The 26485-nt window shown below is 61.7% G+C and carries 21 protein-coding genes and 6 pseudogenes; 15 read left to right on the top strand and 12 right to left on the bottom strand.

The window, feature by feature from the left end; genetic code table 11:
* Positions 1-165: 165 nt before the first annotated feature.
* Both EJ066_RS32315 and EJ066_RS30580 read left to right on the top strand, forming a co-directional pair.
* Positions 166-299 (top strand): annotated as a pseudogene (locus EJ066_RS32315) (IS5/IS1182 family transposase); the annotation flags it as partial.
* A gap of 411 nt (positions 300-710) precedes the next feature.
* Positions 711-1811, top strand: a complete 1101-nt coding sequence (locus EJ066_RS30580; RefSeq protein WP_091595756.1) for a DUF4238 domain-containing protein — start codon at positions 711-713, stop codon at positions 1809-1811.
* A gap of 563 nt (positions 1812-2374) precedes the next feature.
* Here EJ066_RS30580 and EJ066_RS32500 read toward each other — a convergent pair.
* The 4 genes from EJ066_RS32500 to EJ066_RS30565 form a co-directional block, all read right to left on the bottom strand.
* Positions 2375-2506: a hypothetical protein gene (locus EJ066_RS32500; protein WP_268929511.1), complete on the bottom strand. Its 132-nt coding sequence runs from the start codon at positions 2504-2506 to the stop codon at positions 2375-2377.
* 297 nt (positions 2507-2803) lie between these two features.
* Positions 2804-3340, bottom strand: coding sequence for a hypothetical protein (locus EJ066_RS30575; RefSeq protein ID WP_126043593.1), 537 nt, complete (start codon positions 3338-3340; stop codon positions 2804-2806).
* 1632 nt (positions 3341-4972) lie between these two features.
* Positions 4973-5670, bottom strand: a protein-coding gene (locus EJ066_RS30570; protein ID WP_189644405.1) for an IS6 family transposase whose coding sequence is annotated in 2 segments (ribosomal slippage) — positions 4973-5463 and positions 5463-5670 — 699 coding nt in all. Because the reading frame shifts where the segments join, the coding sequence is not laid out codon by codon here.
* Positions 5671-5930: 260 nt separating this feature from the next.
* The gene (locus tag EJ066_RS30565; RefSeq protein WP_126043591.1) at positions 5931-6098 is read right to left on the bottom strand and encodes a Thivi_2564 family membrane protein; all 168 of its coding nucleotides are present in this window, start codon (positions 6096-6098) and stop codon (positions 5931-5933) included.
* 210 nt (positions 6099-6308) lie between these two features.
* Between EJ066_RS30565 and EJ066_RS31580 the strand changes: the two genes are divergently transcribed.
* Positions 6309-6617 carry a hypothetical protein gene (locus EJ066_RS31580; RefSeq protein ID WP_189644404.1) on the top strand — a complete coding sequence of 103 codons (309 nt, stop codon included), beginning with the start codon at positions 6309-6311 and terminating at the stop codon, positions 6615-6617.
* Positions 6618-7022: 405 nt separating this feature from the next.
* On the opposite strand, the pseudogene EJ066_RS30555 reads toward EJ066_RS31580, so the two are convergent.
* Both EJ066_RS30555 and EJ066_RS30550 read right to left on the bottom strand, forming a co-directional pair.
* Positions 7023-7927: pseudogene (locus EJ066_RS30555) on the bottom strand (proline iminopeptidase-family hydrolase).
* 95 nt (positions 7928-8022) lie between these two features.
* A complete protein-coding gene (locus EJ066_RS30550; RefSeq protein WP_126043590.1) occupies positions 8023-8790 on the bottom strand; it encodes a LuxR family transcriptional regulator in 768 nt (255 codons plus the stop codon).
* Positions 8791-8912: 122 nt separating this feature from the next.
* On the opposite strand from EJ066_RS30550, the gene EJ066_RS30545 reads away from it, so the two are divergent.
* The 12 genes and pseudogenes from EJ066_RS30545 to EJ066_RS30490 all read left to right on the top strand — a co-directional run.
* Complete coding sequence (locus EJ066_RS30545) at positions 8913-9812, top strand: proline iminopeptidase-family hydrolase (protein ID WP_126043589.1); 900 nt, start codon at positions 8913-8915, stop codon at positions 9810-9812.
* A 42-nt stretch (positions 9813-9854) separates the two neighbouring features.
* On the top strand, positions 9855-10793 hold the full coding sequence (locus tag EJ066_RS30540) for an ABC transporter permease (RefSeq protein ID WP_126043588.1): 939 nt from the start codon (positions 9855-9857) through the stop codon (positions 10791-10793).
* A 26-nt stretch (positions 10794-10819) separates the two neighbouring features.
* Entirely contained in the window at positions 10820-11641 is an 822-nt protein-coding gene (locus tag EJ066_RS30535; RefSeq protein WP_245455247.1) for an ABC transporter permease, read from the top strand.
* A complete protein-coding gene (locus EJ066_RS30530) occupies positions 11638-13356 on the top strand; it encodes an ABC transporter ATP-binding protein (protein WP_126043586.1) in 1719 nt (572 codons plus the stop codon). The genes EJ066_RS30535 and EJ066_RS30530 overlap by 4 nt, the downstream gene beginning before the upstream one ends.
* A gap of 35 nt (positions 13357-13391) precedes the next feature.
* Entirely contained in the window at positions 13392-14891 is a 1500-nt protein-coding gene (locus tag EJ066_RS30525; RefSeq protein ID WP_245455041.1) for an ABC transporter substrate-binding protein, read from the top strand.
* A 947-nt stretch (positions 14892-15838) separates the two neighbouring features.
* The gene (locus EJ066_RS30520; RefSeq protein WP_126043584.1) at positions 15839-16402 is read left to right on the top strand and encodes a Spy/CpxP family protein refolding chaperone; all 564 of its coding nucleotides are present in this window, start codon (positions 15839-15841) and stop codon (positions 16400-16402) included.
* A 40-nt stretch (positions 16403-16442) separates the two neighbouring features.
* Positions 16443-17144, top strand: coding sequence for a response regulator transcription factor (locus EJ066_RS30515; protein ID WP_126043583.1), 702 nt, complete (start codon positions 16443-16445; stop codon positions 17142-17144).
* Between the two features lie 3 nt (positions 17145-17147).
* On the top strand, positions 17148-18392 hold the full coding sequence (locus tag EJ066_RS30510; RefSeq protein ID WP_126043582.1) for an ATP-binding protein: 1245 nt from the start codon (positions 17148-17150) through the stop codon (positions 18390-18392).
* A gap of 244 nt (positions 18393-18636) precedes the next feature.
* Positions 18637-18831: pseudogene (locus tag EJ066_RS32310) on the top strand (hypothetical protein); the annotation flags it as partial.
* Entirely contained in the window at positions 18828-19727 is a 900-nt protein-coding gene (gene ltnD / locus EJ066_RS30500; protein ID WP_126043581.1) for an L-threonate dehydrogenase, read from the top strand. The pseudogene EJ066_RS32310 and the gene ltnD, both read left to right, overlap by 4 nt.
* An 18-nt stretch (positions 19728-19745) precedes the next feature.
* Positions 19746-20157, top strand: a pseudogene (locus EJ066_RS30495) (four-carbon acid sugar kinase family protein); the annotation flags it as partial.
* Positions 20158-20200: 43 nt separating this feature from the next.
* A pseudogene (locus tag EJ066_RS30490) lies at positions 20201-20650 on the top strand (integrase core domain-containing protein); the annotation flags it as partial.
* Between the two features lie 2 nt (positions 20651-20652).
* On the opposite strand, the gene EJ066_RS30485 reads toward EJ066_RS30490, so the two are convergent.
* From EJ066_RS30485 to EJ066_RS30460, 6 genes and pseudogenes are all read right to left on the bottom strand, one after another.
* Positions 20653-21413, bottom strand: a protein-coding gene (locus tag EJ066_RS30485) for an IS5 family transposase (protein ID WP_126043580.1) whose coding sequence is annotated in 2 segments (ribosomal slippage) — positions 20653-21080 and positions 21080-21413 — 762 coding nt in all. Because the reading frame shifts where the segments join, the coding sequence is not laid out codon by codon here.
* Between the two features lie 68 nt (positions 21414-21481).
* Positions 21482-21661 (bottom strand): annotated as a pseudogene (locus EJ066_RS32305) (acyl-CoA thioesterase); the annotation flags it as partial.
* A gap of 167 nt (positions 21662-21828) precedes the next feature.
* On the bottom strand, positions 21829-22740 hold the full coding sequence (locus EJ066_RS30475; RefSeq protein WP_126043579.1) for an ABC transporter permease: 912 nt from the start codon (positions 22738-22740) through the stop codon (positions 21829-21831).
* A complete protein-coding gene (locus EJ066_RS30470; protein WP_126043578.1) occupies positions 22737-23837 on the bottom strand; it encodes an ABC transporter permease in 1101 nt (366 codons plus the stop codon). The genes EJ066_RS30475 and EJ066_RS30470 overlap by 4 nt, the downstream gene beginning before the upstream one ends.
* A complete protein-coding gene (locus EJ066_RS30465; protein ID WP_126043577.1) occupies positions 23834-25357 on the bottom strand; it encodes an ABC transporter ATP-binding protein in 1524 nt (507 codons plus the stop codon). Before EJ066_RS30465 ends, EJ066_RS30470 begins: the two co-directional genes overlap by 4 nt.
* Positions 25358-25359: 2 nt before the next feature.
* On the bottom strand, positions 25360-26454 hold the full coding sequence (locus tag EJ066_RS30460) for a BMP family ABC transporter substrate-binding protein (protein ID WP_189644582.1): 1095 nt from the start codon (positions 26452-26454) through the stop codon (positions 25360-25362).
* Between the last annotated feature and the right edge of the window lie 31 nt (positions 26455-26485).

Below are 26485 nucleotides of genomic sequence, written 5' to 3'. Positions count from 1 at the left end.
CCTCCTGGATGAAAATTCGCTTGCGAACCGCGGGGAGTCAACCGGACAGTTCTCAGGACGGCTGTTGGCGCCAAGCGGTCCGCGCTATGCTGGACGTGTTAGTCCGTTTCTAGACCGGCCAACCCGAAAACAAATAGTCCGCTTGCGGCCCAGAAGCCGACGCATCTGGCCGCCGACAGCGCCTACGGATCGGCAGCGAACCTCGCCTGGTTGGTCAAGGAACGGGAGATCGCGCAGCATATCCCCGTGTTCGATAAAACCGCACGGATGGCACTTTCTCGCGCGCCGACTTCATGTTCAGCGGAACTACTGGTTCGCCCTGAGCGAGGATCGACCGCTATTCTTTTTCGCCGGCCTTCGGACGCCTTGGCATGGTATCGGAAGGTTACTCGGGTCTAGCCGGCGCGGCCGTCTTGTCCCGTTCCTGCCCGCTCCTTCGCTCCGCTCCCGTGTTGGGGACAAGCCAGCCCTGCACGCCGTCTCCTTTGGAGCCGTCCTCCCGGGACAGCGCGTCGGCCGCATCCAAGTCTGACGCTTCGTGAAACGAACGCCACCCTGCGACGGCGTTCGTCACGTCTCTTCGATTGAGTGCCAGGAAGGGCGGGCCTGAGACGTACATTCCCGCTGGAAGCTCTGTGTGATAGCAACGGCTTGGCGCGGGTGTTTGAGCGCCCCCACGGCAGTGCCGGAATGGCGGATCGCTCAATTGCATGGCGGAGAACAAGAACCAGCACTTTGTTCCCCGGGTACATCTATCGCCCTTCAGCGTGTGTGCCGAAGGCAAAGCCATTCACCTGTTTAACCTTGATCGCAACCAATCATTCTTCGATGCCCCGGTGAAGAATCAGTGTTCCAGGGATTACTTCTACGGGCAGGACCCAAGGCTCGAAACCGCAATCCAGACCGTCGAGGGACACTATGGCGACTGCGTTTCGTCGTTGCTCAAGCCACGTGCGGTCATCAAGGATCTTCATGCCACAATCCTCAGGCGTTTCGCCTACCTGCAGCATGTCCGCACAGAAGCCGCCGCGCGTCGATCCGCGGAGTTTGCTTTCGCTGCCACGTCAGTCAAAGGTGCGGACTTCGAACAACCGTCTTTCAAGGAGGCCGTCAAAAGTGCGGTGATCTCGGCGATGCATCACTACGCCAAAACGATGAGCGTCGTAGACGATCTAAAGGTGCGGGTTGTTCGCAACCTTACCTCGGTGCCGTTTCTCACATCAGATGACCCTGCTGCTCTCGCCAACCGCTGGCATCAACAGCACAGGCATGCGCAGCACAGATCTTTTGGAATCTCCAGCGCAGGTGCGCTTCTCTTCCTGCCGCTTTCGCCAACGCTGTTGGCTGTTCTCCTGGATGGCGACGTCTATCAAGCCGAGCACGTCGGTGGCTGGATCGATGTGTCAAATACGGCGGACATTCTTGCGTGCAACCACCAGCAGGTACTGAACTGCGCGGCAAATCTGTACTTTGGCGAGCGTAGCTCTGGGGATGATGTGCAAGCTATAGCGATCTCAGTTGCGCATCTGCGACCCCCGAGTCGGTTTGACGTGGTTATGGCGGTAGCCGACGGCAGAACCGAAACTCATACTCACTACGCAGTCGTAGATGCCCCCGACGCTCGGGAGCATGACGACGTGCTTATCCACGTGAGAACTGTCAGGCCGGTTCCGCCAACGTGGCCCTCGTTCCTGAAGTTTCGAAACAATCGTTTCGTCTTCACCAACGATACGGGCGCAGGCTTCCGCCGTCGGAGGACTGCGACGTCAAGTCTTTGGGGTAGTCCGCCTTGGCGGAAGGTTCGAGGCTAAGGAGACCAATGCTATTCTGGCGCTTCGCCATCATTCTCACCTGGCGGCGTTTTCGGGTTGTTCGGTTTCATCGAAGACCAAGAAGAGGGTGTCGTCATCCTCGTTCATGGCCCTTTCCGCCAATCCTTTTGCCAATCGCAAAGGCAACGCGTTGGCCGATGGCGGGATGCTGGTCCCCGAGTGGGTCATAGAACGGAGGTACGGCGTCGGCTTTGACTTTACAGCTTAGCGTGTGAAGCACGAAGAGCAGCCGCTATCGTTTGCGGGAGTGGCGTCCCATGCGAACTGGGACAGATTGGTTAGGTTAGTCTCCTACGGGCTAAGCCCACCCGACGTCGTCCTTTCTGGAAAGTCTCAAAAACAGATCGAACCAGAATCGATATTCGGCATCTTCACGATTGCCAGACACTTCCAAGGGACACTAGGCGACCGACGTGGTAGCGTCCTTGCCGTGCCTTCGATCTCGGCTTCCATCGCCTCGTCGTCGGATAGGAGTGCCCAATCTTTAACAATGTCATACTGGCTTCGCACATCGATGCCCTCCGTCTTGCCGAGAAGCAGCCTTAGGTACCCCGACGCCTCCCGACCTTCAACACAATGACAATGGCCATCACCAGCCCCGACGCGGCCAAGACGCCGTAAAACCCTTCGGCCGTTATTGCAAAGCCCCAGAAGTCGATTGTGATCTTGTCCATTGGTTCGGTTGCCTTCACCAGATTCCAGGTTCAAACGACAGACTGAACCGTCTGCGCTCGTGTTGCGTTTTACGGCGCAAGCATGAGGCACCCTTGCAGGCGTCAATTGCAAAAGCGCCATCTTAGAAAATTATACCTACAAAATGCGTCGTTTCAGTCCCGGCTGGGGCCGAAATCTGTCCTTCGCGAACCGGTCGCGCGCTGCCTTGGCGTCAATTGCCGTTATTGGGCAGTTTTTGTAGCCTCAACCCCATTTTTTCAGCTCGGCAAGGAAGCGATCCTGCTCCTCCAAGGCTTTCAGCATCGTTCCATGACAGTGGAATCCGTCATGCGCCGCAATTCTCGCTGAATGGACGATTCGTGAAGACCCAGCGCCGTCCTCAGCGCCAGTGAGTCTAAAACACCATGTACCTCTTTCCTGAGGGGCGTATCGAGGTATCCAGCCGCGGCCTTTTGGAGAGCAGATGCTTCCGAAAAATTGTACATACTCGCCGTCTCTTTGGCTTTCCGCATAAGGTACTCGCTAGCCGAGTCGGAGATCGATGACGTCGTGCGCGAGGGCGCTCTCGCCGTCCTTGCAGCTCTCGTTGCCGCCGCTTCGTTCATGAATTTCTGTCTGTTCAGCTTCCAGCGCCCCTGCCATCGACGGATCAAGGTAACGTCTGTCTCCCTCCGCGAGCTGGACATATCATTGAGGACCCGCCTCATGGCTGAAGTCGCCTTCATGGAAGGATTATCCAGCAAGATACTTGCGACCTTGGCAAGGGCCTGATCGTTGTTCTTGACGCCGCTGCCAATTGGGCGGCCGACGCGGCGCTTCTGAATCTCTTCCATTGCTTTGCCTCCAGTTGGTGTCGGTCTGCCCCGTGCGCTCTTTGATATTGTAGCAACGGATGGATTCTCAAGCGATTTAAATAGCTCCGATCAGTTTAAAAGCGCGGAAAATTCCCGCTCGTGAATCCAAAAGCGCGGAAAATTCAGCGACACGTAATTTTCCGCGCTTTTACGGCTTACGGAGAGGCTGAGCGCGAAAAATTCCAGCCGGTGCGGCGTTTGGCAATCGGCGTTTTCATCCGAAAACGGCCCCGCATTATTCCTCTAAAGCTTAGAACTGCCGGCCATAGCGCGGGCGAGCGGCACTGCTGAGGTAAGCAACTCAGCTCCCACCTTGCAGGACCTGGATGACGGACTGCCCGCAGGTGCTGCCCCATCTGCTTTGGACCGCATCTGCGAAATTCTCACGTATCCTGCCTGTGCGCATGTAAGCATAGGGTAGCGCCTGGGCTCGATTGGCCACCACACTAAGAACCACCGTCGGCATGGCGACCGCAGGCTGATGTCCCAAACGCCACTCCAAAAGGATCATCCTCTCATGGATCCCAATGCCATCATTGCGTCCCTGCCAGTCGCCGGGGCTGATCGATCTGTGCTCATCGAAGTCGCTAATGCCGCGTTCGAGCCCGTCATTGAGCGGATTGAACCGAATATTAGGAACGACCCGAAGCCTTTGGGATGCTGATAACTACATCGACAATAGCCTTCTCGGCGTCTCTCCCACAAGTCCGTGGGAAACGGCTCAGGAATTCTTTGCGGCTCTCGCACGCAAGGAAACCTTGTTCACCCATACTTGGCAGCTGGTCGGCAGAGAAGCTCCCCTTGCTGAAGCCTTGGAAGCACACAAGAATCCGGACGTTGGCGTGACGCTGGTAACGGGGTCTGGCGGCGGCGGCAAATCTCGAGCTCCAAGCCATTCTGGACCAAATCGCCGCCGATCAGTCTGCGACTAGGATCAGGCTTGTCTCACCGACAATGGAGATCACCAAGGTGTCTCTAGAAGAGCTTGGTTCCGGTGACCTGCTCCTCGTCGTCGATGATGCTCATGACAGCGACAAGTCTCCAGCCATTGTTCAATTACGCCGCGGCCAACGTGGGTCGTGTAAAATTGCTCATTGTCTTCCGACGATATGGAGTTGAGCATATCCGGGCCCAGGCAAGCAGCTATTCCTTTTCTGGAGACCGTCTGAGCGTCATCGACGTACCGCCTCTTTCCAAGGAGGAGTCGGAGTCGCTTGCCCGCCAGGTGCTTGAACACCTAGGTGGACCTATGGAGCTTGCGGCCAGCATTGCTCATCTCACCCAAGATTGCTCGCTCGCCACAGTGGTCGGGGGCTCAGACCTGCATGAAGCCCCATCTTGTGCAGCGTCCTTTGCTTAGGCGCGGAACCATACGGAGCGATACGGGAAGATTTCTGATTTTGGCCCACGAGAAAGCCAATGAAATCAACGGTCCCGGCACATCCTCCGGGCCCACCATTGTCGTTATTTATCAATGATTTATAGGGTGGTTCGCCACGGGTCGCCAATAGGTTCGCCAAGCAGTGGCTTGCGCGTTACCAGCCGTACGACTCGATCCAGGTTCTGTCGCAAACTCGCGTGAGGGATGCGATCAGCGTGGGCTCGGGACATTCAGGCGGCGAGGATTTCGAACTGTTCGGCGATCGACGGGCTGGGATTGTAGGGATACCTCGCCTGTCGCTTGCGCATCATGTGGATCATCTCGATGCCGGACAGGATGTTTGCGGCGCTCGCCTGGGACTTGAAGCCGAGCATTGATCGGATGCGGCGCTTGATGCGCCGGTGGTCCTGCTCGATCCGGTTGTTGAGATACTGGCTCCGCCGAATGCGGATCGGTTTCGAGGAACGCCGCGAGCGATCCCGCAGCCGGCTTTCACCGTCGCAGGTGATGATTGCCTCCCGATTGGTCTGGCTGCCGTCGATGACGATGCGCTGGGGCCGGCCATGGCGCTCCAGCGCCTTTCTGAAGAAGCGTTTCGCCGCCCGCAGGTCACGGTGTTCGCTGAACAAGAACTCGACCGTGTCGCCCACGCTGTAGATGGCGCGACACAGATACATCCAGCGGCGGCCGACCTTGATGTAGGTCTCATCCATGTGCCACTGCCTGTGACGGTCCGCTTGCGCCGGTTGAAACGCTCCAGCAGCTGCGGTGCGAAGCGGACGACCCAGCGATGCACGGTGGAGTGATCGACCCTCAGGCCACGTTCCGCCATCATCTCTTCCAGATCGCGCAGGCTCAGATTGTAGGCGAGGTACCAGCGTACGCACAGCAGGATCACCGACTGGTCGAAATGGCGGCCCTTGAACATGACGAACTCCCTCGAAACCAAGAAGCCTTCATGCCCTCACCGTCATTACCGAAGAGTTTGCGACAGAACCGCCTGAAGGTCATGCGTGATGCGAAGGCGGACCCAGGCAGGCGTGATGAAAGCGGCGGCTCCCTATGCGCCGCGGTGGCGGATCGATCCAGACCGTCGACCTCACGAAGCTGAGCGGTGCTGGTCATGAAGGATCTGCAGCCGATCCCGCCGGCTGGAATGCCGGTGGCTTACGTCGCTTTCGTGGCGGCTTAAAACACCGCGAGGTATTTCAGCAATGAAATGATGCCGATGATGATCACGATAACCCGGGCGATCTGGCGGGTACGACCGTCAAGCGGCAATCGGTTTACGAGATACAACACCAGAATGATGACAAGGAAGGTGATCAGAATACCGATCAAAGGTGTGCTGGCCATTGCCCCTCACTGACATGAAAATACAGAAATAAGCCAGCAACACCGCGTTGCGTGGTCTGAAAGTCCCCATGCTCAAGCGCCTATCACCTCGCGAACGATTCGAACAGCTTGTCTCCACTCACGAGCCGATGCTTCGTGCTGCCTGGATCGAGGCGATCGACGACATTCAGTCCAACATAGTCCTCCGCCGGTTGTGGAGCGCTTGTGGCAATGAGCCTCGACGAGTCGGCTTTCCGACCGCTGGATGAGGCAATCCGGCAGGCGTTCAATGGCGGCGGCGTTGCCACCGTTGAGCAAATGCCGGCGCTTCGCTCCCCGAGCGGATTTCAGATCGTGGTAGGGTGGGATGCCCGCAATGTGGCCGCAGAGGCTTGGCTGCGCGACCACTCGTCGACCCTGATCCGCAGTATAGTTGCCGACCAGCAGGAGAGCATTCGCGCTGCCCTTTCTGAGGGCCTCGCCAAGGCAGCGATCCGACAAAGGCGGCATTGGAGGTGGTCGGGCGGGTCAACAGGGTGACTGGCCGCAGGGAAGGCGGGGTGATCGGGCTCACCACGGTTCAAAGCGACTATGTTGCCCGAGCCCGCTATGAACTGCTCTCCGGCGAGCCCGACCGATTGAGGGCCTATCTGAATAGGCGGCGACGCGACAAACGGTTCGATCGCACAATCACAGCTGCGATCCGAGATGGTAAACCAATCCCTACCAAGCTAGTGGCGAGGTTCGTTGACCGGTGGGTGCGCTGCTGGACTATCCGTTCCCGAAATTTGGCTATCCTCGAGGTATGCGCCTAAGAACATGCACAGGCTAGGGCGCTCAGTGGCGTCTGTTCTTGGGTCTCTGCAAGAGATCCATCGCACGCATGTCCCTCTCGATCTGTGATTATTCTCCCACTCATCGCCTTCGCTTCGATCGTGACCACCACTACTCTTCAATCTCGCAGAGGAACCCCGACACCACAGCCATGCAGCGGTCCTTCTCCTCAATATGCGGCATGTGGCTAGAGTTTTCGAACACCACCGCACGGCAACCAGGCACGCGCTCGACATAGGGCCGGACAACTTCCGCCGTTGCCTCGTCAAACCTGCCGGAGATCAGCAGGGTCGGCGCCTCGATGAGCGGCAGGCGTTCCTCGATCGTCCAGTCCTTCAGCGTTCCGATCACATGGAATTCCGTTGGACCGTTCATGTTGCGATAGACCGTATTATCCTCGTCCATGATCGCGAAAGTACGCGCCACTTCGGGCGGCCATGGCACGACGCGGCAGACATGGCGATCATAGAAGACGCGCGACGCGGCGATGTAGGCGGGGTCGGTGATAGTGCCGGCGTCTTCATGCCGCTGCAGCGTTTCCTGCACGTTCTGCGGCAGGCCACGACGCAACCGGTTTGCCTCGGCAACCCAGGTTCGCATACTGGCCGGCGAATTGGCAATCACCAGCGCCTTCAGGCCCGGCGGTCGGCGCACCGCATGCTCGGCCCCGAGCATGCCTCCCCAGGATTGGCCCAGCAGTGCGTAGCGCTCGCTGATGCCAAGATGGTGGAGCAGGTTGCCGAGTTCGTCGAGGAACAGAGACACCGTCCAGAAGTCGGCGCCCTTTTCCGGCAGCCGAGTGGAATTGCCGTTGCCGACCTGGTCGTAGTGAACGACCGCGCGGCCGTCGAGGGTGGCGATATCCTTGAAAGAATCGACATAATCGTGAGTGCAGCCCGGCCCCCATGCACGACCACGAGCGGCAGCCTGGACGAGTCCAACTGGCCGGTGACACGATACCAGGTGCGATAAGTGCCGAACGGTGCATGGGCTTCTACCGTTTCCAATGCGGTCACCTGCGCCTCCTTCGCTGCGGGCCGATTTTAGCGCGGTTGCCAAACGCTCGGCAGCTATCACAACTGATAGGTCACATTGGGAAAGGGTAGGCTGTTCAGTGCTCCAGCAGCCGGTAGTGCGAGGCCCTAACCACCGCTTGCGTGCGGTTCCTAGCGCCGAGCTTTTTCGCCGCGCTGTTAAGATGCAGCACCACCGTCGGTACGGCCCTGTTGATGATGCGCGCGATTTCCTTGGCTGAAAGTCCTTGCGCGGAATAACGCAGGCATTCGCGCTCCCGCTCGGTCAGTCGCGCCGCCCCTGCTGAGCGCATGGAGTCGTCGTCAAACAGCGAGAAGGCGGCTTCGTGAAAGACGTGAGCGAGCAGGCTGAAGTCCGCAATATGGCGCAACGCATCCTGTTCGTCGCCCGCTCGTCGGCCGAAGCGCACTGCCGTGACCGTCGCGTAGTCGCCGTGCGGCATGTGGATCGGCACTGTGACGCCGCTCAAAACTTCCCGCTCGCGCAGGTAGCGCGCGACCGGAGCCGTCTCCTCGGTCAGAAAGCACTTGATGCGGGTCTCGGCATCTGCATCGTAGCTCCAGAAGAACGGAGCAGATGTGCGCGTCGCCAAGATCTGCACCGGGTCGATGCGGAAATAGCCGCGGACGCACCAGTAGTCGTGCATGTCCTCGGCCATGTTTCGTAGCTTGAGCAGCGATGGAATATTGAGGCTTCCGTCGAGGTCGAACGGCACCGGCGTGTAGTCGTAGACCAGGCCGTCGAAGCCGAGCCCCTTTGCCCTCTGATAGATCTCGTCGACCTGGCCTTCCAAGCTATCTTGGCTGTCGAAGCGCTGCCGCAACGGTGAGATTTCGTCGAGCATACTCCGCTCCAACAATCCAGAACCAAACGAACCTATCACTTCTTATAGCTGTCGTAGACCCGCCATTCCGCTAAAATTTAATCATGCTCAAATGTTGAGCAAATACTCCAGGAGCACTCGGCATGTGGCGCGAGATGACGCCGGACGACCGCATTGAAGTGACCGTCGACGGTTTTCGCGTGGTCGCCTACAGCTTCGGCAGCGGGAGCGAGACGGTGTTTTGCCTGAATGGCGGGCCCGGCTTGCCGTGCGACTATCTGCGCGAGTCGCATTCGTGCCTGGTGGATCAGGGTTATCGCGTCGTGGCCTTCGATCAGCTCGGCACCGGCGCATCGGAAAGACCCGAGGACGCCACGCTATGGACAATCAGCCGCTATGTCGAGGAGACCGAAACCGTGCGCAAGGCGCTTGGCCTTGGCAGGGTTCATATGCTCGGCCACTCCTGGGGCGGCTGGTTGGCGATCGAATATGCGCTGAGCTATCACGACAATCTGCGCACGCTCATTCTCGAGGACACGGTCGCGGACATGCCGCATCTGATCGTCGAGCTGGAGCGGCTACGCGCCGCGCTCGGCTCTGAAACGGTGGCGATGATGCAGAAGCACGAGGCGCAGGGTACGTTTGACCATCCCGAATACGCTGCCGCCGTGACCATTCTCAATTACCGCCATGTCTGCCGGTTGCCCGACTGGCCGCCGCCGGTGCGGCGATCGCTCGACGATTGGAACATGGGTCCCTACACCGCCATGCAAGGTCCCAATGAATTTCTCTACATCGGCAACCTGAAGGACTGGAACCGGGTGCCCGACCTGCCCAAGATCACCGTTCCGGTGCTGATCACGCATGGCGAATATGACGAACTGACGCCGGCCTGCGGCCTGCGCATGAAAGTGGGCCTGCCCAATGCCGAGCTCAGGATCATCGCAAACGCCAGCCACATGCCTTTCTACGAGAACCCGGAGGTGTATTATCCTATCCTGACCGAATTCCTGTCGAGGCACAGGACCGGCCGATGTATCTGAAACCGCTGCCTCGCGACTTGCGTAGGAGAGCCTCGAGCAGCCATGAACCGGTATAGGTTCGTTCTCTACCGCCCCCTCCAATTCCTGCCGGTGCTGCTAGGCATCAGCATCATCACCTTCGTGCTCGTCCGCCTCATCCCCGGCGATCCTGCACGCGTCCTGCTCGGCTCGCGCGCCACCCCGACGGCCATCGCCAGCATTCGCGCGCAATATGGCCTCGATGAGCCGCTTTGGGTGCAGTACTTCTACTTCATCGGCAATCTCGGCCAGGGCGAGATGGGCAAGTCGATCCTCTACAAGATCGACGTGCTGCGGCTGATCGCGACGCGACTGGAACCGACCCTGGCGCTTGTGCTTTCGAGCGTGGTGCTGTCGATCCTGATCGCCGTGCCGCTGGCGGCGCTCGCGGCCCGGAACCGGACACGCCTCCCCGATCACGCCGTACGCATCGTCTCCACGCTCGGCATCGGCTTTCCGCCGTTCTGGTTGGCGTTGATGCTGATCATCCTGTTCAGCGTCAGGTTCGGCATTTTTCCCGTGTCTGGTTACGGCGACAGCCTCACCGACAAACTCTACCATCTCGCTTTGCCCAGCCTCACGGTCGCCTTGTCGCTCTCCGCAGTCCTGACCCGCAGCCTTCGCGCGGCGATGGTACAGGCGCTCGAATCCGACGTCGCCACCGCGGCGCGAGCGCGCGGCATGCCGGAGAGTATCGTGTTTTGGCGTCATGTCCTGCCCAACTCGCTGGTGCCGACGGTCAATCTTCTCGCCGTCAACATCGGCTGGCTGATCGGCGGAACGGTGGTGGTCGAGAGCGTCTTCGCGCTGCCAGGCATGGGGCAATTGCTGGTGCGCGCGATATTCTCGCGTGACTACATGGTCGTGCAGGGCGTCGCCATGGTGTTCGCCTGCGCCACGGTGCTGGTGAACTTCCTGGCCGACATCGTCACCGTCGCCGTCGATCCGAGGGTGAAGCTGTGATCCGGCAATCGGCGCTCTCGTTTCCGTTGTCATGGCGCCGGCTGTTCGGCGGACGAACCACGCTCGCCGCCGGAATAGCCGTGCTCGGCCTGTTCCTCGTGCTGGCGGTGTTTGCACCCTTCATCGCGCCCTACGACCCGATCTTCCAGGACGCCGCAGCGCGGCTGCAGGCTCCCTCGCCGGCGCACCCGCTAGGCACCGACAATTTCGGCCGCGACATTCTTTCCCGGGTCATCTGGGGTGCGCGCATCGACCTGCAGATTGCGGTGATCGGCGTGGTGTTCCCTTTCATCATAGGCACCACGTTGGGAACCATCGCCGGCTTCTTCGGCGGCATTGTCGATGTCATCTTCATGAGAATAGTCGACGTCGTCCTTGCCTTCCCATTCCTCGTCCTGATGTTATCGATCATCGCTATTCTGGGTCCGGGCCTTGGCAGTTTCTATATCGCCATGGCGCTGGTGGGCTGGGTATCCTATGCGCGGCTCATCCGCGCGCAGATCCTGGTGCTTAAGAACAGCGACTACGCCGTCGCCGCTATCAGCCTCGGCTTCAGCCGCAGCCGCGTCATGTTCCGCCATTTGCTGCCCAATGCGGCGGCGGGCTCGCTCGTCTTTGTCATGTCTGACGCGGTGCTGGTGCTGCTCAACGGCGCTGCGATCAGCTATCTCGGGCTTGGTGTCCAGCCGCCCGTCGCCGAATGGGGCGTCATGGTCGCGGACGGGCAATCATTCATCACCACGGCCTGGTGGATCACTTTGTTCCCCGGCCTTTCCATCGTGCTGTTGGCATTCGGCTTCAGCCTGATGGGCGACGCGTTGGCTGACCTGATGGGCGTGCACGAATGAGTGCGGCGCTGCTCTGCGTCCGCGACCTTAGCGTCGCTGTGCAGGATGGCGCAGGGAGCCGCGTTCTGCTCGACCGGATTTCCCTCGATCTCGGCGCGGGCGACGTGTTGGGCCTGGTTGGCGAGAGCGGTTCGGGCAAGAGCCTGTTCTGCCGGGCTTTGGTACGGCTGCTGCCGTCGCCGAAGCTCCGGATCACTGGCGGCGCCGCCTTTCTCGAAGGCCGTGATCTTGTCACCGCCGACGAGCGCGAAATGCTGAAAGTACGCGGCGGCGAGATCGGCATGATCTTCCAGAACCCGACCAGCCATCTCGATCCGGTCATGCGCGTCGGCGACCAGATAGCCGAAGGCATCCGCTATCACCAGGGCCTCAGCCAGCGTGCCGCCCACGCTGCCGCCGTCGAGATCCTGGCGCAGGTCGGCTTTGCTGACCCAAATCGCCAGTATAACGGCTATCCGCACGAATTCTCCGGCGGCATGCGCCAGCGCGCAATGATCGGCGTCGCATTGTCCAGCAATCCGAAAATTCTGATCGCCGACGAACCGACAACCGCCCTCGACGTCACGATTCAGGCACAGATCCTGCGGCTGCTGCTCGACATTCGCGACCGGCGCGGCCTGTCGGTCATCCTGATCAGTCACGATCTCGGGGTCGTGGCGCAAACCTGCGATCGCATCGCCGTGATGCGGAATGGCGAACTGGTGGAGCAGGGCGACAAGCGCTCGCTGCTGGCTGCGCCGCAGCATCCCTATACCAAGGCGCTGATCGAAAGCCATCCGTCCATGCCCGGCGAAGGTGTGGCGACCACAGCGATCGCGCAGCCCGAACCGGCGCTCAGGCCACTGCTGGAGATCGACGACCTGCACGTCCGTTTCCCCAGCGGCGCCGGCCTGTTCGCGGCAGGCCCGAAGACGATTTCGGCCGTCAAGGGCGTCAGCCTGCGCATCCTGCCCGGCGAGACAGTCGGCATTGTCGGCGAATCCGGCAGCGGCAAGAGCACGCTTGCCCGCGCTGTTCTCGGCCTGACGCCGCTATCGTCCGGCCACATCAGTTTCGATGGGGTCGATCTCGGCCAAAACCGTGCCAAGGCGCTGCAAAAACTGCGGAGCGAGGCCGCAATGGTGTTCCAGGACCCGTTCAACGCGCTGAACCCGCGGCTGACCATCGGCGAAATGGTGGCCGAGGTGCTGCACGTCCACGGCAAGGCAGCAGCGGACATACCGGCGCGCATCGGCGAGTTGCTCGACCTGGTCGGGTTGGAGCGAGAATTCGCCGACCGCAAGCCGCGCAGCATGAGCGGCGGCCAGTGCCAGCGTGCCGGCATTGCGCGGGCGCTCGCAGTTGAACCGCGCATGATCATCGCCGACGAATGCGTGGCCGCTCTCGACGTTACCATCCAGGCTCAGATCATCGACCTGTTTCGTGCGCTGACGGCCAGGATGTCGCTGACGCTGCTGTTCATCGCGCACGATCTCGCGATCGTTCGCAATCTGTGCGAGCGCGTCGTGGTCATGTATCGCGGCGAGATCGTCGAGGAAGGGCGCAGCGCCGATGTCTTTGCGCGACCGCAGCATGCCTACACCGCTTCCTTGATCCGCGCTATCCCCGATATCGATCCGGACAAGCCCTTGCGCGCGGATCTCCTTTCGCCACGTGTCGCCGAGCCTGGATCGGGTCGCGTGTCCGATCGACCGTCAGCAGCATTCAACTGGTAGCAAAAAAGAAGGGAACACACATGTTGAAGAAATGGATGAAAATCGGCCTGGTCACCGTCATGACCAGCCTGTCTGTCGGCGCCGGCCTCGCCGAAGCGGCGGGCGTGCTTACCATCGGCCGGCGTGAGGATTCGACCACCTTCGACCCGATCAAGACGGCGCAGAACATCGACTTCTGGGTTTTCTCGAACGTCTATGATGTGCTTGTCCGCGTCGATAAGAGCGGCTCCAAGCTGGAGCCCGGCCTTGCCGAAAGCTGGACGGTTTCGGAGGACGGGCTAACCTACACGCTGAAGCTGCGCGAGGCGAAGTTCTCCGACGGATCGCCGCTCACGGCAGGCGATGCCGCTTTCAGTCTGCTGCGCATCCGCGACGACGAGGGCTCTCTGTGGAGCGATTCCTACAAGGTCATCGACACTGCCGTGGCGAGCGACGATCATACTCTGGTGATCAAGCTGAAGACACCGTCGGCGCCTTTCCTGTCGACGCTGGCAATGCCTGGCGCGTCCATCATCTCGCAGAAGGGTATGGAGACGCTCGGACCTGATACCTATGCCGAAAGCCCCATCGCCTCAGGCGCGTTCACGGTCAAGGAATGGCGGCGCGGTGACCGCGTCATACTGGAAAAGAACCCGGACTTTTGGGAAGCCGACCGTGTCAAGCTCGATGGCGTCGAGTGGATCTCTGTGCCGGATGACAACACCCGCATGCTCAACGTGCAAGCCGGCCAGCTCGATGCCGCGATCTTCGTGCCGTTCTCGCGCGTCGCGGAGTTGAAGAAGGATTCGAACCTCGTCGTCCACATGGATGAGTCGACGCGCGAGGACCATCTGCTCATCAATCATGAAAAGGGCGCGCTGGCAAAGAAGGAAGTCCGCCAGGCGCTGGATATGGCAATCGACAAGCAGGCAATTGTCGACACCGTCACCTTCGGCTTGGGGGAGGTCGCCAATTCCTTCATCCCGAAGGGCGCACTGTATCACTACGCCGAAAATCTGCAGCGTCCATTTGATCCTGAAAAGGCCAAGCAGATGCTGGCCGACGCAGGCGCCTCCGACCTCGAGCTGAACTATGTGGTGCGTGCCGGCGACGAGATCGTCGAACAGACCGCCGTCCTTTTGCAGCAGCAGTTGGCCAAGGCAGGCATCACCGTCAACATCCAGAAAGTCGACCCCAGCCAGGAATGGGACATGCTGGTCGCTGGCGACTACGACGTTGGCGTCAACTACTGGACGAACGACATTCTCGATCCGGATCAGAAGACCACTTTCGTCGTGGGGCACGACACCAACATGAACTACATGACGCGCTACAAGAACGACAAGGTGAAGGACCTCGTCACGGCAGCCCGCATCGAGATGGATCCGGCAAAGCGCGAGGCGATGTATATCGACATCCAGAAGATCGCCAAGGACGACGTCCACTGGATCGACCTCTACTACAGCCCCTACATCAATGTTTCGCGCAGCAACATCGAGAACTTCGACCAGAACCCACTTGGCCGCTTCTTCCTCGAAGACACAGTCAAGAACTGACCCGAGCTGGCGTCGCTCACAACGGCGCCAGCAACGCATAGAATGTAGGCGGGCGGGCCAAGACAGACATTCTGGCGCATAGCGCCGGACGTCTTGAATTGGCGCAAGCACGACAACGCTGGATGTCGCTTCGGCTCTTCGTAAGAAGGGCCACTTACCTAGTGGCTGGGTCCGCTTCGTGCGATACGGACTGAGATACAAACTGTGATACAAATCGGTGCGGAATCCTCAAAAAAACGGCGTAAAATCAATGCCGCGAACGGCGCGGCGTTGCTTCTCGTGAGACTCGTGTTCAACTGTAATAGATTGATATTATTCAGTCATTATTTTGCAGGTGCGGAACATCTCTCAAGGCCCATGGAAATACTGATTCGAGTCTGCATGTTGCGGCCTCTCTTTGCCGCCACGCGCTTTTTCCGGGACCATTGCCGGATGGCGAACGAGATCGGTATCCCTCTGTTTGTTCATCGGGGTAGGAGCGGCCGCACTACTCCTTGAATTCACCAGCGTTGCGGCGGCAGCCAGCGCCGCCGGGGTCAATACCTTCGTCCTCGCTCCAGAGCGGCGGGAGAGGGGGCCACTCCGTGCTGCTTATCGATGTCGTGGGTTCACCGGTTCACCGAAGGAAACTTTGTCTCTCGAACGGCGAATGACCGCTTCGCGCCTCAGCCCCCATTCCAGAAACCTCATCGATCGACCGTTCCTACGCATCCTTCCTGTTCGCAAACCGTAAAGATTGACCCTTACGGCCACATCGATCAGATCAAGCTCAAGACGCGCGGTTTCAGGTAGGGTGGAGAACCTTCCGCAGCACTCCCGCTTCCCCGCCGCAATAGCGCCTTGCCGGCTTCACACAACTTTACATTCGCCCGCAACGACCGAAACATTGCGCTCCTAGTCTGGCGCAGTCGCGGCAGAGATGCCGCATTAGCGAAAGGACCAGCATCATGGAAACTAACCATCAGGAACCGGCCGGCCTCTCCGGCACCCCGCAGAAGAAGAGCTGGGGCAAGCGCATCGCCATAGGCGGCATTGCGATAGCGGCTCTTGCCGGCGTCGGCGTCGCCGGCGCGCTCAGCCAGGATTACGGGCGCATGCAGCACTTCGGCATGGGTGGGGGCGACGGCGGACCCGGCATGCACATGCAAGCCAATTTCCGCCACGGCATGGGTTTCGGCGGGCACCACTTCGAGCGCATGCTCGAGGAGATCGACGCCACACCCGAGCAGGAAGAAAAGCTGGAGGCGATCATGGACAAGCTTCATGACGATGTCCGCCCGATCATGCGCGGCTTCCGCGACACACGAGACGATGTCGCCAAGCTGCTCGGCGCCGCAACGATCGACCGCGAGGCGGCGGAGAAGCTGCGCGCCGAGCGGGTCGCGGCGGTCGACGAGGCCTCGCGCAAGCTGACGACAGCCCTGCTCGATGCCGCCGAGGTGCTGACGGCCGAGCAGCGCGCGGAGCTCGCCGAACATTTCGAGGATCGCGGCTGGCACCGCCGCTGGTAAGCTCTGTACCGGCACGGTTCGAATCGGAGCAAATAAACGAATGGCGGACCAGGTTCTTATTGTCGACGACGACAGGCGCCTGTCCGCCATGCTCGCAGAATACCTGACGGGCAACGGCTTTCGTGTGCAAGCTGTGGAGACGGCGGGCGCCGGTATTGCCGAGATGGCGCGGCTATCGCCCGATGCCGTGGTTCTCGACGTCATGCTGCCCGACATGGATGGCTTCGAGGCACTCAAGCGCATCCGCGCGAGCTCCGATGTGCCGGTGCTGATGCTGACGGCGCGTGGCGACGAGACGGACCGTATCGTGGGGCTGGAGATCGGCGCCGACGATTACCTGCCAAAGCCGTTCAATCCGCGCGAGCTGCTGGCGCGGCTGAAGGCGATCCTGCGCCGTCGCAACGCCGGCACGAACGCCTCCCCGCGCATCCTGCGCTTCGGACGGCTGGAGATCGACCCTGCATCGCGCTCGGCTCGCGTCGACGGGCGCGACTGCCCGATGACCAGCTACCAGTTCGACCTGCTGGTGGCGCTCGCCGAAAATGCCGGGCGCACGCTGTCGCGCGAGCAGCTCATGGACATGGTCAAGGGCGAGGAACTGGAAGCGTTCGACCGATCGATCGACGTGCACGTCTCGCGCATCCGCGCCGCGATCGAGACCGATCCGAAACATCCTTGCCGCATCATTACGGTGCGCGGCGCGGGCTACGTCTTTGCCCGTTTCCAGGACAGTGACAGATAGGCCATGCGCGGCAGCCTTTTCGTCAAGATCTATCTCACGGTGTTGGCCAGCCTCGCGGTCGTGGCGATCGCCAGCGGGATCTTCGTGCACATGGGCCAGGAGCGCGAACATGCCGGCTGGAGTGGCCGGCGCGACGCTTTCATCGAGGCGATGCTGCCGGCGGACTCCGACCCGGCCTTGCTGCAGGCGACGGCCGAGCGGCTTTCGGCGGCCTTCGATGCCGACATCTCCGTCTACGGTCCGCAGGGTCGGCTACTTGCAGCGGCTGGCCGGCCGATCCCCCCGCAAGAGATCGGATCCCGGCGCAGCATGCATCCCGGCGGGCAACACCTGCTGATCAGCCGGCAGCCGGACGGAAGGGTGATCGCGGCGCGGCTGAGAATGCCGTTCGGCCCGGCCGGCCGCAACCCCCTTGGCTATCTCGCGCTGATCGCCGGGGTGATAGGACTCGCCGCGTTTCCGGTGGTGCGCCACCTTACACGCCGCCTTGAAGCGTTGCGCCAAGGCGTGGATCGCTGGGGTGAAGGCGCTCTCGACACGCGCGTCGCCGTGAGTGGCAACGACGAGGTGGCGGCGGTGGCGGCGAGCTTCAACCGCGCCGCCGGGCAGATAGAGCGGCTGCTTGCCGCGCACCGCTCGCTGCTTGCCAATGCCAGCCACGAGCTGCGCTCGCCGCTTGCGCGCCTGCGCATGGCGATCGACCTCGAAGCCAACGGACAAAGCGACCCGATGCGCGACGAGATCGTGCGCGACCTCGCCGAACTCGATGCGCTGGTGGAGGAAATCCTGCTTGCCAGCAGGCTCGACCATATCGAGAAGCTGGAACGGGTGGAGCCGGTGGATCTGCTGGCGCTCACGGCCGAGGAAGGCGCGCGCTCCGGTGTCGACGTCTCAGGCGAACCCGGCGTCGTGTCGGGCGACCCGACACTGCTCACGCGGCTGGTTCGCAATCTCATGCAGAACGCGCAGAGACATGGCAGTCCGCCGGTCACCGCGCATGTGGGAACCGAAGGCGGCTCAGTGGTGCTCAAGGTGCGCGATCACGGACCGGGCCTGCCGGAAGGTACCGGCGAGCGCGTCTTCGAGCCATTCTTCCGACCACAGGGCCGCAGCGAGACGGCCGGCGGCTGGGGCCTCGGCCTGTCCCTGGTGCGCCAGATCGCCTTGCATCACGGCGCGACCGTGCACCACGAATCGCCGTCCGGCGGCGGTGCCTGCTTCGTCGTCACGTTTCCGGCAATATCTTGATACGGCGGGCGCATACCCTTGTGAAAGCGACCCCCAGGCGGGGCGGAAGGAAGGTATGATTAACGCACGAATCCCCGACGGCGAGATCATCGAAACCAGGAAGAGCCAGGGTTTCGCGCATCCGAGCGTTGACTCGCGAGGCCCTCGACTTCTCATGCGGTCGCTAGAGCGCCGGGTCCTTCGCCTACATAATATACGCGAAGCGTATGCCTCCGCGCACTTGCTCTAGAACATGCAAGTTCTAATGGTGGAGCATCTCGGTGAAATAGACGCTGCCTCTCGCCTGATGAAAGCCATCGAGGACGTTTGCGCCGCAGGAATGATCATGCCAGACGTTGGGGGAAAGGCCACGACCCGTGAGGTCACCGACGCAGTCATCGCGGCGATCCGCGGGTCCAACACTTCACCAATCGGCAACACAGCGAGTAATCGGCTATGAAAATCGGCGTAATTGGACTTGGCTCCATGGGATACGGGATCGCCACGTCACTGCTTCGTTCGGGTCACAACGTTTATGGAGCCGACATCAACCCTGAAGCAGTCGAGCGCCTGCGTGCCGAAGGCGGGTCTGATGTGGACGTCATGTCCGCCGCGCCTGAACTGAATGCGGCGGTCATCGTTGTCTTGAACGCAGCGCAAACCGAAACGGTGCTGTTCGGCGAGCATGGACTGGTTCCTCAGCTCGCCCCAGGTGCAGTCGTGATCATGTGTGTGACGGTTGCACCAGATTATGCGCGCAGTACCGCCGAGCGGTGCGCAGCGCGCGGCGTGTATTTCCTGGACGCTCCCATTTCGGGGGGATCGGTCAAGGCGGCCGAGGGTAAGCTGTCCGTGATGGCCTCTGGCAAGCCGGAGGCATTCGCAGCGGCGCGACCCGTGCTCGACGCGATGGCCGAAACGGTTTTCGAACTCGGAGACGGCGCCGGCGCAGGATCTGCCATGAAAGCTGTCAACCAGATGCTGGCCGGCATCCATATAGCAGCCATGGCCGAAGCGATCACCTTCGCGATGACCCAAGGAATAGACCCCGGGACCTTCCTCGAGGTGATCCCCGCTTGTGCTGGGACCAGCTGGATGCTGGAAAACCGGGCGCCGCATGTCGTTGCTGGCGATTATACTCCACGCTCTGCCATCGACATCTGGCCCAAGGATCTTGGTATCGTTCTCGACGTCGCGCGGACGTCAAGGTTCGCTGCACCCCTGACTGCCGCAGCTCTGCAACAATTCATCTGTGCGGCGGGGATGGGGCTGGGACGGGAGGACGACGCTGCAGTGGCAAAGGTCTACGCCCATAATGCGAACCTGACCCTGCCCGGCACCAGTCAGAACGAATAGCGAGACGGACCAAGGGCCATGACGACGTTTTTCGGCGCAATAGCAGATGATTTCACTGGCGGTACGGATCTGGCCGGCCTGCTGGCGCACTTTGGCGCACGCGTATCGCTGCGCGTGGGTGTGCCGGCGGACCCGCCCGCTAACACCGCGTCACTCGAAATTATCGCTCTCAAATGTCGCAGCGCTCCGGCAGACGAAGCCGTCGACGAGACGCTAGCCGCGCTCCATTGGCTTCGCAGGGCCGGCGCTCAGCGATTCTTCTGGAAGTATTGCTCGACGTTCGGCTCGACACCGCGCGGCAATGTCGGCCCGGTTTCCGAGGCGCTGATGAAAGGCGCTCGGAACGAGCCAAACCATCTACTGCCCAGCCTTCCCCGGATGCTCCGTCTTCATGGGTAATCTCTTCGTCGGTGAACAGCCGCTCGCCGAGCCCACGCTGATCGCATCCCTCACCCGAGTTTGCGACAGAACCGTTCGTCCACGTCTGCATTGACGATGCCTCCCGCATCGCCTTTAGCCAGATCCTGCCCGACGAGAAAAAGGAAAGCGCCGTCGCCTTCCTCAACGCCGCCATCGCCTACTATGCCAGCCTTGGCGTCACCACCTCACGGGTCATGACCGACAACGGCGGCTGCTATAAAAGCCGCGCCTTCCGCGCCGCCTGCAAAGCCCTCGGCCTCAAACACATCCGAACCAAGCCCTACACGCCCAAGACCAACGGCAAGGCCGAACGCTTCATCCAGACCGCGCTCAGAGAATGGGCCTACGCAAGAGCCTACACGACCTCAGATCGCCGTGCTGCCGAGCTGCCCGTCTGGCTGCACCGATACAATTGGCACCGCCCGCATGGCAGCCTAAAATCCAAAACACCCATCAGTCGCCTCGGATTGTCCGAGGACAACCTGTTGAGGCTCCACAGCTAGGGTCAGGACTCATTGATCCAAAAGATGAATGCTGCGGCGAAGGCAATGGCTGACAGGAAGGTGTGAGCGCATCGGTCGTAGCGGGGGATGCGACGCCAGTCCTTGAGCCGGGCGAACATGTTCTCGATCTTGTGGCGCTGTCGGTAGAGGATTGGATCGTATACGTGCTTTGTGCGGTGTTTGGCATGAGGAGGAATGCACGGCGTGATGCCTCGATCTGCCAGCGCCTGCCGGAAGGCAGCGGAACTGTAGGCCCTGTCGGCGAGCAGGAAGCTGGCGTGCGGTAGCTGCTCGAGAACTGCGGCAGCAGTCTTGTGATCGTTGGCCTGTCCCTCGCTCAGATAGAGTAGCAGCGGCCGCCCCTTGCCGTCGCAAACCACCTGCAGTTTGGTGGTCAGCCCGCCCCGGCTGCGTCCGATACATCGGGGTAGAGCCCCTTTTTGAGCAGGCTCGCCGCCGTTCGATGCGCCTTGAGATGAGTGGCATCGATCATCAGCCTCTCGGTACCGCCACCTTGCGCGGCTAGCTCGGCCAAGATGCGGTTGAACACGCCCAGCCGGCTCCAGCGGATGAAGCGGTTGTAGATGGTCTTGTGCGGACCGTAGCCGGCAGGGGCATCTCGCCAGCGCAATCCATTGCGGATCACAAACAGGATGCCGCTCAGCACCCGCCGGTCGTCCACGCGTGGAACCCCATGCGAAAGCGGGAAATAGGGCTCAATCCGGCGCATCTGCTCCGGGGTCAACATCAGCAAATCAGTCAAGGTGGCATCCTCCTGCCACCTTGAATCATCACCCAGCCGACAACTCAACCAATTAATGGGTCCTGAGCCTAGCTGCCAACCGCTTCGAACCGTTGCTCGAACTCGCGACGCAGTTCGCGGCGAAGTTCCGCTGCCCGCAACCGGCGTTGGTGCGTTGCGTTCATCGTTTTTGAAGCCGGCACCTCTGCCGGCCTGCCATCATCGTCAACCGCCACCATCGTGAAGTAGCAGGAATTGGTGTGACGTCGGACGAAGGCGGTGTCGGTCAGGCTGGCATTGCCGGCAGGATTGGCCCGGGATCAGCTCAGCATTTTAAGGCATGGTCTTGAGGATTGCGTGCAGCCCTTCATGCCCCAGGGACGGTGCGACCTGCGCTCAGATGTCGGGTTATTGCGCGCCTGGGCGGCGAGCGACACTATTGTTCGAAAGGCTCTCCCAGCGAAGCCACGCCGTTGAGCTTGAGCAGACGCCGGTTCGAAGAAATGATGCCCAGCACGACGATTGTCACGAGATAGGGCAGGCTCGATAGAAGTTGCGAGGAAACGTCCAGTCCGGTCGCCTGGGCCGCCAGGCTTGCCAGGGAAACGGCGCCGAAGAGGCAGGCGCCGAGGAAGATACGGCTGGTGAGCCAGGTGCCGAAGACGACGAGCGCGATCGCGATCCAGCCGCGCCCGGCAATCATGCCATCGGCCCACAGCGGCGTGTAGACCACGGCCGCGTAGGCACCGGCGAAACCCGCCAACACGCCGCCGAAGGCGACAGCGGCGAAGCGCACGGCGATCACCGGATAGCCGAGCGCATGGGCCGCCTTGGGATTCTCGCCGACGGCGCGCACGACAAGGCCGGTCTTGGTGTAGGCGAATATAGCCCAGATGGCGACGGTCGCGGCCAGCGAGAGCCACACGACGACGTCCTGAGCGAACAGGCCGCCGATGACCGGGATATCTGAAAGCCAGGGCAATGAAAGCTTCGGAAGGCCTTTGACCGTGAGGCTCTCATAGGTCTTGCCGAACAGTGCCGAGAGGCCCTGGCCGAGTATGCCGATGGCGAGTCCCACCGCGACCTGGTTCGCGCGGAACCCCAACGCGATGACGGCAAAGACAAGGGAAAGAGCCGCGCTGGCGAGGCCCGCGGCGAGGAAACCCAGGAGGTGACCGCCGCCGTGATAGACGATGATGAAGGCGATGACCGCCCCCATGGTCATCAGTCCCTCCACGCCGAGATTGAGGACGCCGGCCCGCTCGGCCACCATTTCGCCGAGCGCCGCCAAAAGGAACGGCGTGGCCGCCGCCAGCATTCCGGCGACGATGAACTCGAGGGCATTCATGGAGCGCTTCCGGGGGCGGCATGGCGCCATTCGAGCCGATAGCGGACGAAGGCGATGGCGACGAGATAGGCGAGCAGCAGGCTGCCCTGGAAGACCCGGACCGCGGCGACCGGCAGATTTGCCGAGACCATGGCGTTGTCGCCGCCGATATAGAGGGCCGCCACGAGCAGCGCGGAAAAAACGATGCCTATCGGGTGAAGGCCACCGAGATAGGCAACGATGATGGCCGCATAGCCGTAGCCGGTCGAGATGGAGCGCTGCAACTGGCCGAGCGGCCCGGCCACCTCGGCCGCCCCGGCGAGGCCTGCCGCGAAGCCGCCGATGAGGAGGGAAAGCCAGATCGCGCGTCCTTCGTTGAAGCCGGCGTATCCGGCCGCGCGCGGCGCAAGGCCACCGACCTGCAGCTTGTAGCCGGCGAAGCTCCTCTGCATGAACACCCAGGCCGCGAGGGAGAACGCGAAGGCGATAAGCAGCGAGACGTTCACGCGGGTGCCGGGGATCAGGATCGGCACCATCGCGTCGTACTGGAACATCACCGACTGCGGGAAGTTGAAGCCGGCCGGATCCTTCCAGGGGCCGAGAAGCAGGTAGTTGAGCACCTGCGCGGCAACGAGCGCCAGCATGAGCGAAACGAGAATTTCGTTTGCGTTGAGCCGCACGCGCCAGAACGCCGTGAGCGAGGCCCAAAGCGCGCCGCCCAGTGCGCCGAGGACGAGCATGGCGGGCCAGATCCACTGGCCCGTCGCCTGCGGGAGCCAAATGGGAATGGCCGATGCGAAGATCGCGCCGAGGATGAACTGGCCCTCGGCGCCGATGTTGAAGACCTTGGCGCGAAAGCCGATCGCAAGCCCCTGGGCGATCAGCAGCAGCGGCCCCATCTTCAGCAGGACTTCCGAGAAGGAGGCCCAGGACAGGAAGGGCTCCACAAGCATCGCGTGGAAAACGGCGACCGGATCGCGGCCCATCAGGAGGTAGAGCCCGAGATTGAGCAGCGTCGCCAGGCCGAGAGCGGCGGGCGGGGCGACCAGCTTGATTGCAAGCGAGGCGTGTTCCCGGCGAACCAGAACGGGAAGGAACGGCCGGGACACAGCGCTCATGCAGGGACCTTTTCGGCCGTCGAATGCGCGCCGATCATGTAGCGGCCGATCTCCTCGGGTCTGGTGTCGCGCGTCACCAGCGGCGGGCTCAGCCGGCCCTGATGGATCACCTGGATCGCATCGCAGAGCTCGAACAGTTCCTCCAGTTCCTCCGAGATGACCAGGATGGCCATGCCCTCGTTGCGCAGGGCGACGAGACGCCGGCGGATGGCCGATGCGGCGCCGACGTCCACGCCCCAGGTGGGCTGCGCCACGAACAGCAATTTAGGGGACAGCATGATCTCGCGGCCTACGATGAACTTCTGCAGATTGCCTCCCGAAAGCGCCCCGGCCTCGGTTTCGGAACCCGGCGTGCGCACGTCGTATTGCCGGATGCAGTCTTCGGTGAAGGCCTTCGCACGGGTCGTGTCGACGAGGCCGCGTTTCAAGAGACCGGAGGGATGGGCGGTCAGGAGGCTGTTGAGGACGAGCGACATTTCCGGCACCGCGCCGCGGCCCAGCCGTTCCTCCGGAACGAAGGCGAAGCCCAGCCGGCGGCGGGCCGCCGCATCGAGCGCGCCGACGTCCCTTCCCATCATGAAGATACGCTCTGACTTGTCGCGCGGCAGCACCGTTTCGCCCGAGATCAGCGCCGCGAGTTCGCTCTGCCCGTTGCCCGATATGCCCGCGATACCGAGGATCTCGCCCGCCCGGACCGTCAGGCTGACGTTGGAAAGCGCCGCGGCGAAGGGATCGTCCGGCCGATGGTCGAGGCCGAGGATTTCAAGGCGCTTTTCCCCGCCGGAATGCGCAAGCGCCGGCATGGGCTGCGGCATGTCGCGGCCGATCATCATGCGGGCGAGGTCGTGCGCGTCGTGGTCGCGCGGATCCACGTGGCCCGTGATGCGCCCGCCGCGCAGAATGGTCGCGCGGTCGCAGACCGCGCGGATCTCCTCCAGCTTGTGCGAGATGAACAGAATAGACACGCCGCCGTCGCGCAGCCGCCGCAATGTCTCGAACAGCCTGTCCACCGATTGCGGCGGCAGGACGGAGGTCGGTTCATCGAGGATCAGGAGTTGCGGTTCGGTCATCAGGCAGCGGATGATTTCCACCCGCTGCCGCTCTCCGACCGAGAGCGCGTGCACATGGGCAAGCGGATCTACCTCCAGACCGAAGTCGCGGCCGAGCTTGCGGATGCCTTGCGCAAGATCCGATTTTTTCCCGGGCACGACCAGCTGGACGTTCTCCACCACCGTCAGCGTCTCGAACAACGAGAAATGCTGGAAGACCATGCCGATCCCCTTGCGCCTCGCGTCCGCCGGGGACGCAAGCGCGAGGGTCTCTTCTTTCCAGGTCGCTGTTCCGGCGTCCGGCTGCTCGACGCCGTATATCAGCTTCATCAGCGTCGACTTGCCCGCCCCATTCTCTCCGAGGATCGCATGGATCGAGCGCGGAGCCACGTCCAGATCGATGTCCCGATTGGCATGGATCTGGCCGTAGCTCTTGGAGATGCCGCGCAGCGACAGAAGCGGGGCGGTCATGGTTACTTTGGCAGCGGCGTGGTGACACCCTTGACGTGCCAGTCCATGGCGACGATCTCGGCCTCGGTCATCGTCTTACTGGCGGGGACGCCTTCGCTGCCGTCGGCCTTGGCGATCGGACCGGCAAAGGGCGAGAAGCCGCCGTCGGCGATCTTGGCTTCAACCTCCTTGATCTTGGCCATCATGTCGGCCGGGATGCCCGGGTTCCAGTCGACGACTTCGACGACCTTGTCGCCGACACCCAAGAAGGCGCTGGCGCCCTTGAAGGTACCGGCAAGGTGGGCGTCGACCGAGGCTTTGAAGAAGGGCGACCAATCGGTCGCCACGCAGCCGAGATAGGTCTTGGGCGCGTATTTCTTCATCGACGAGTTGAGGTTGAAGGCGGGGATGCCGGCCTCCTCGCAAGCCGCAACGACGGAAGGCGTGTCCTGCGCGTTGGAGAAGATGACGTCGCATTTCTGCGCCAGCAGCGCCTTGGCGGCTTCCTGCTCCTTGGCCGGGTCGAACCAGGAGTTCACCCATACGACCGAAACCTCGACATCGGGCTTCACAGCCTGTGCTCCCAGCGTGAACGCGTTGATGGAGGTGATCAGCTCGGGAATGGCGAAGGCGGAAACCGAGCCGAGCTTGCCGGTCTTCGAAAGCGCGGCCGCCGCCATGCCCATCAGATAGGTGCCCTGGGAATATTGGGCCGCAAAGGGCGAGAAGTTCGGCGCCACCTGGAAACCGGAAGCATGCAGCACGGTGACGTCGGGAATGCGGCGCGCGATCTGCAGGGCGCCGTTCTGGTAGCCGAAGGAGCCGGCGATCAGGAACTTGTTCCCGTCGGCGACCGCCTTGTTCATGATGCGGTCGGCGTCGGGGCCTTCCTGTATGTTCTCGATGATGGTGACCTTCACCTTGTCGCCGTAGGCGGCCTTGACCGGCTCGAGCCCGTCGGCCAGCGCACGGCCCCAGCCGACATCGCCGACCGGCGACGGGACCACGAGCACGATGCCCAGCGGTTCGTCGGCGGCAAGCCCGCGGCTGCCCACCGCGGCGACAAGCCCGGTAGCGGCAGCGCCCTTCATCATTGTTCTGCGGGTAAGATTTGTCAGCATGTCGGTTCCCCTTGCTTTTGGTTTTGGC

The organism is Mesorhizobium sp. M9A.F.Ca.ET.002.03.1.2, from assembly GCF_003952365.1.
Taxonomy (GTDB): Bacteria; Pseudomonadota; Alphaproteobacteria; order Rhizobiales; family Rhizobiaceae; genus Mesorhizobium.
This window is presented reverse-complemented; position numbering and strand designations above follow the sequence as displayed.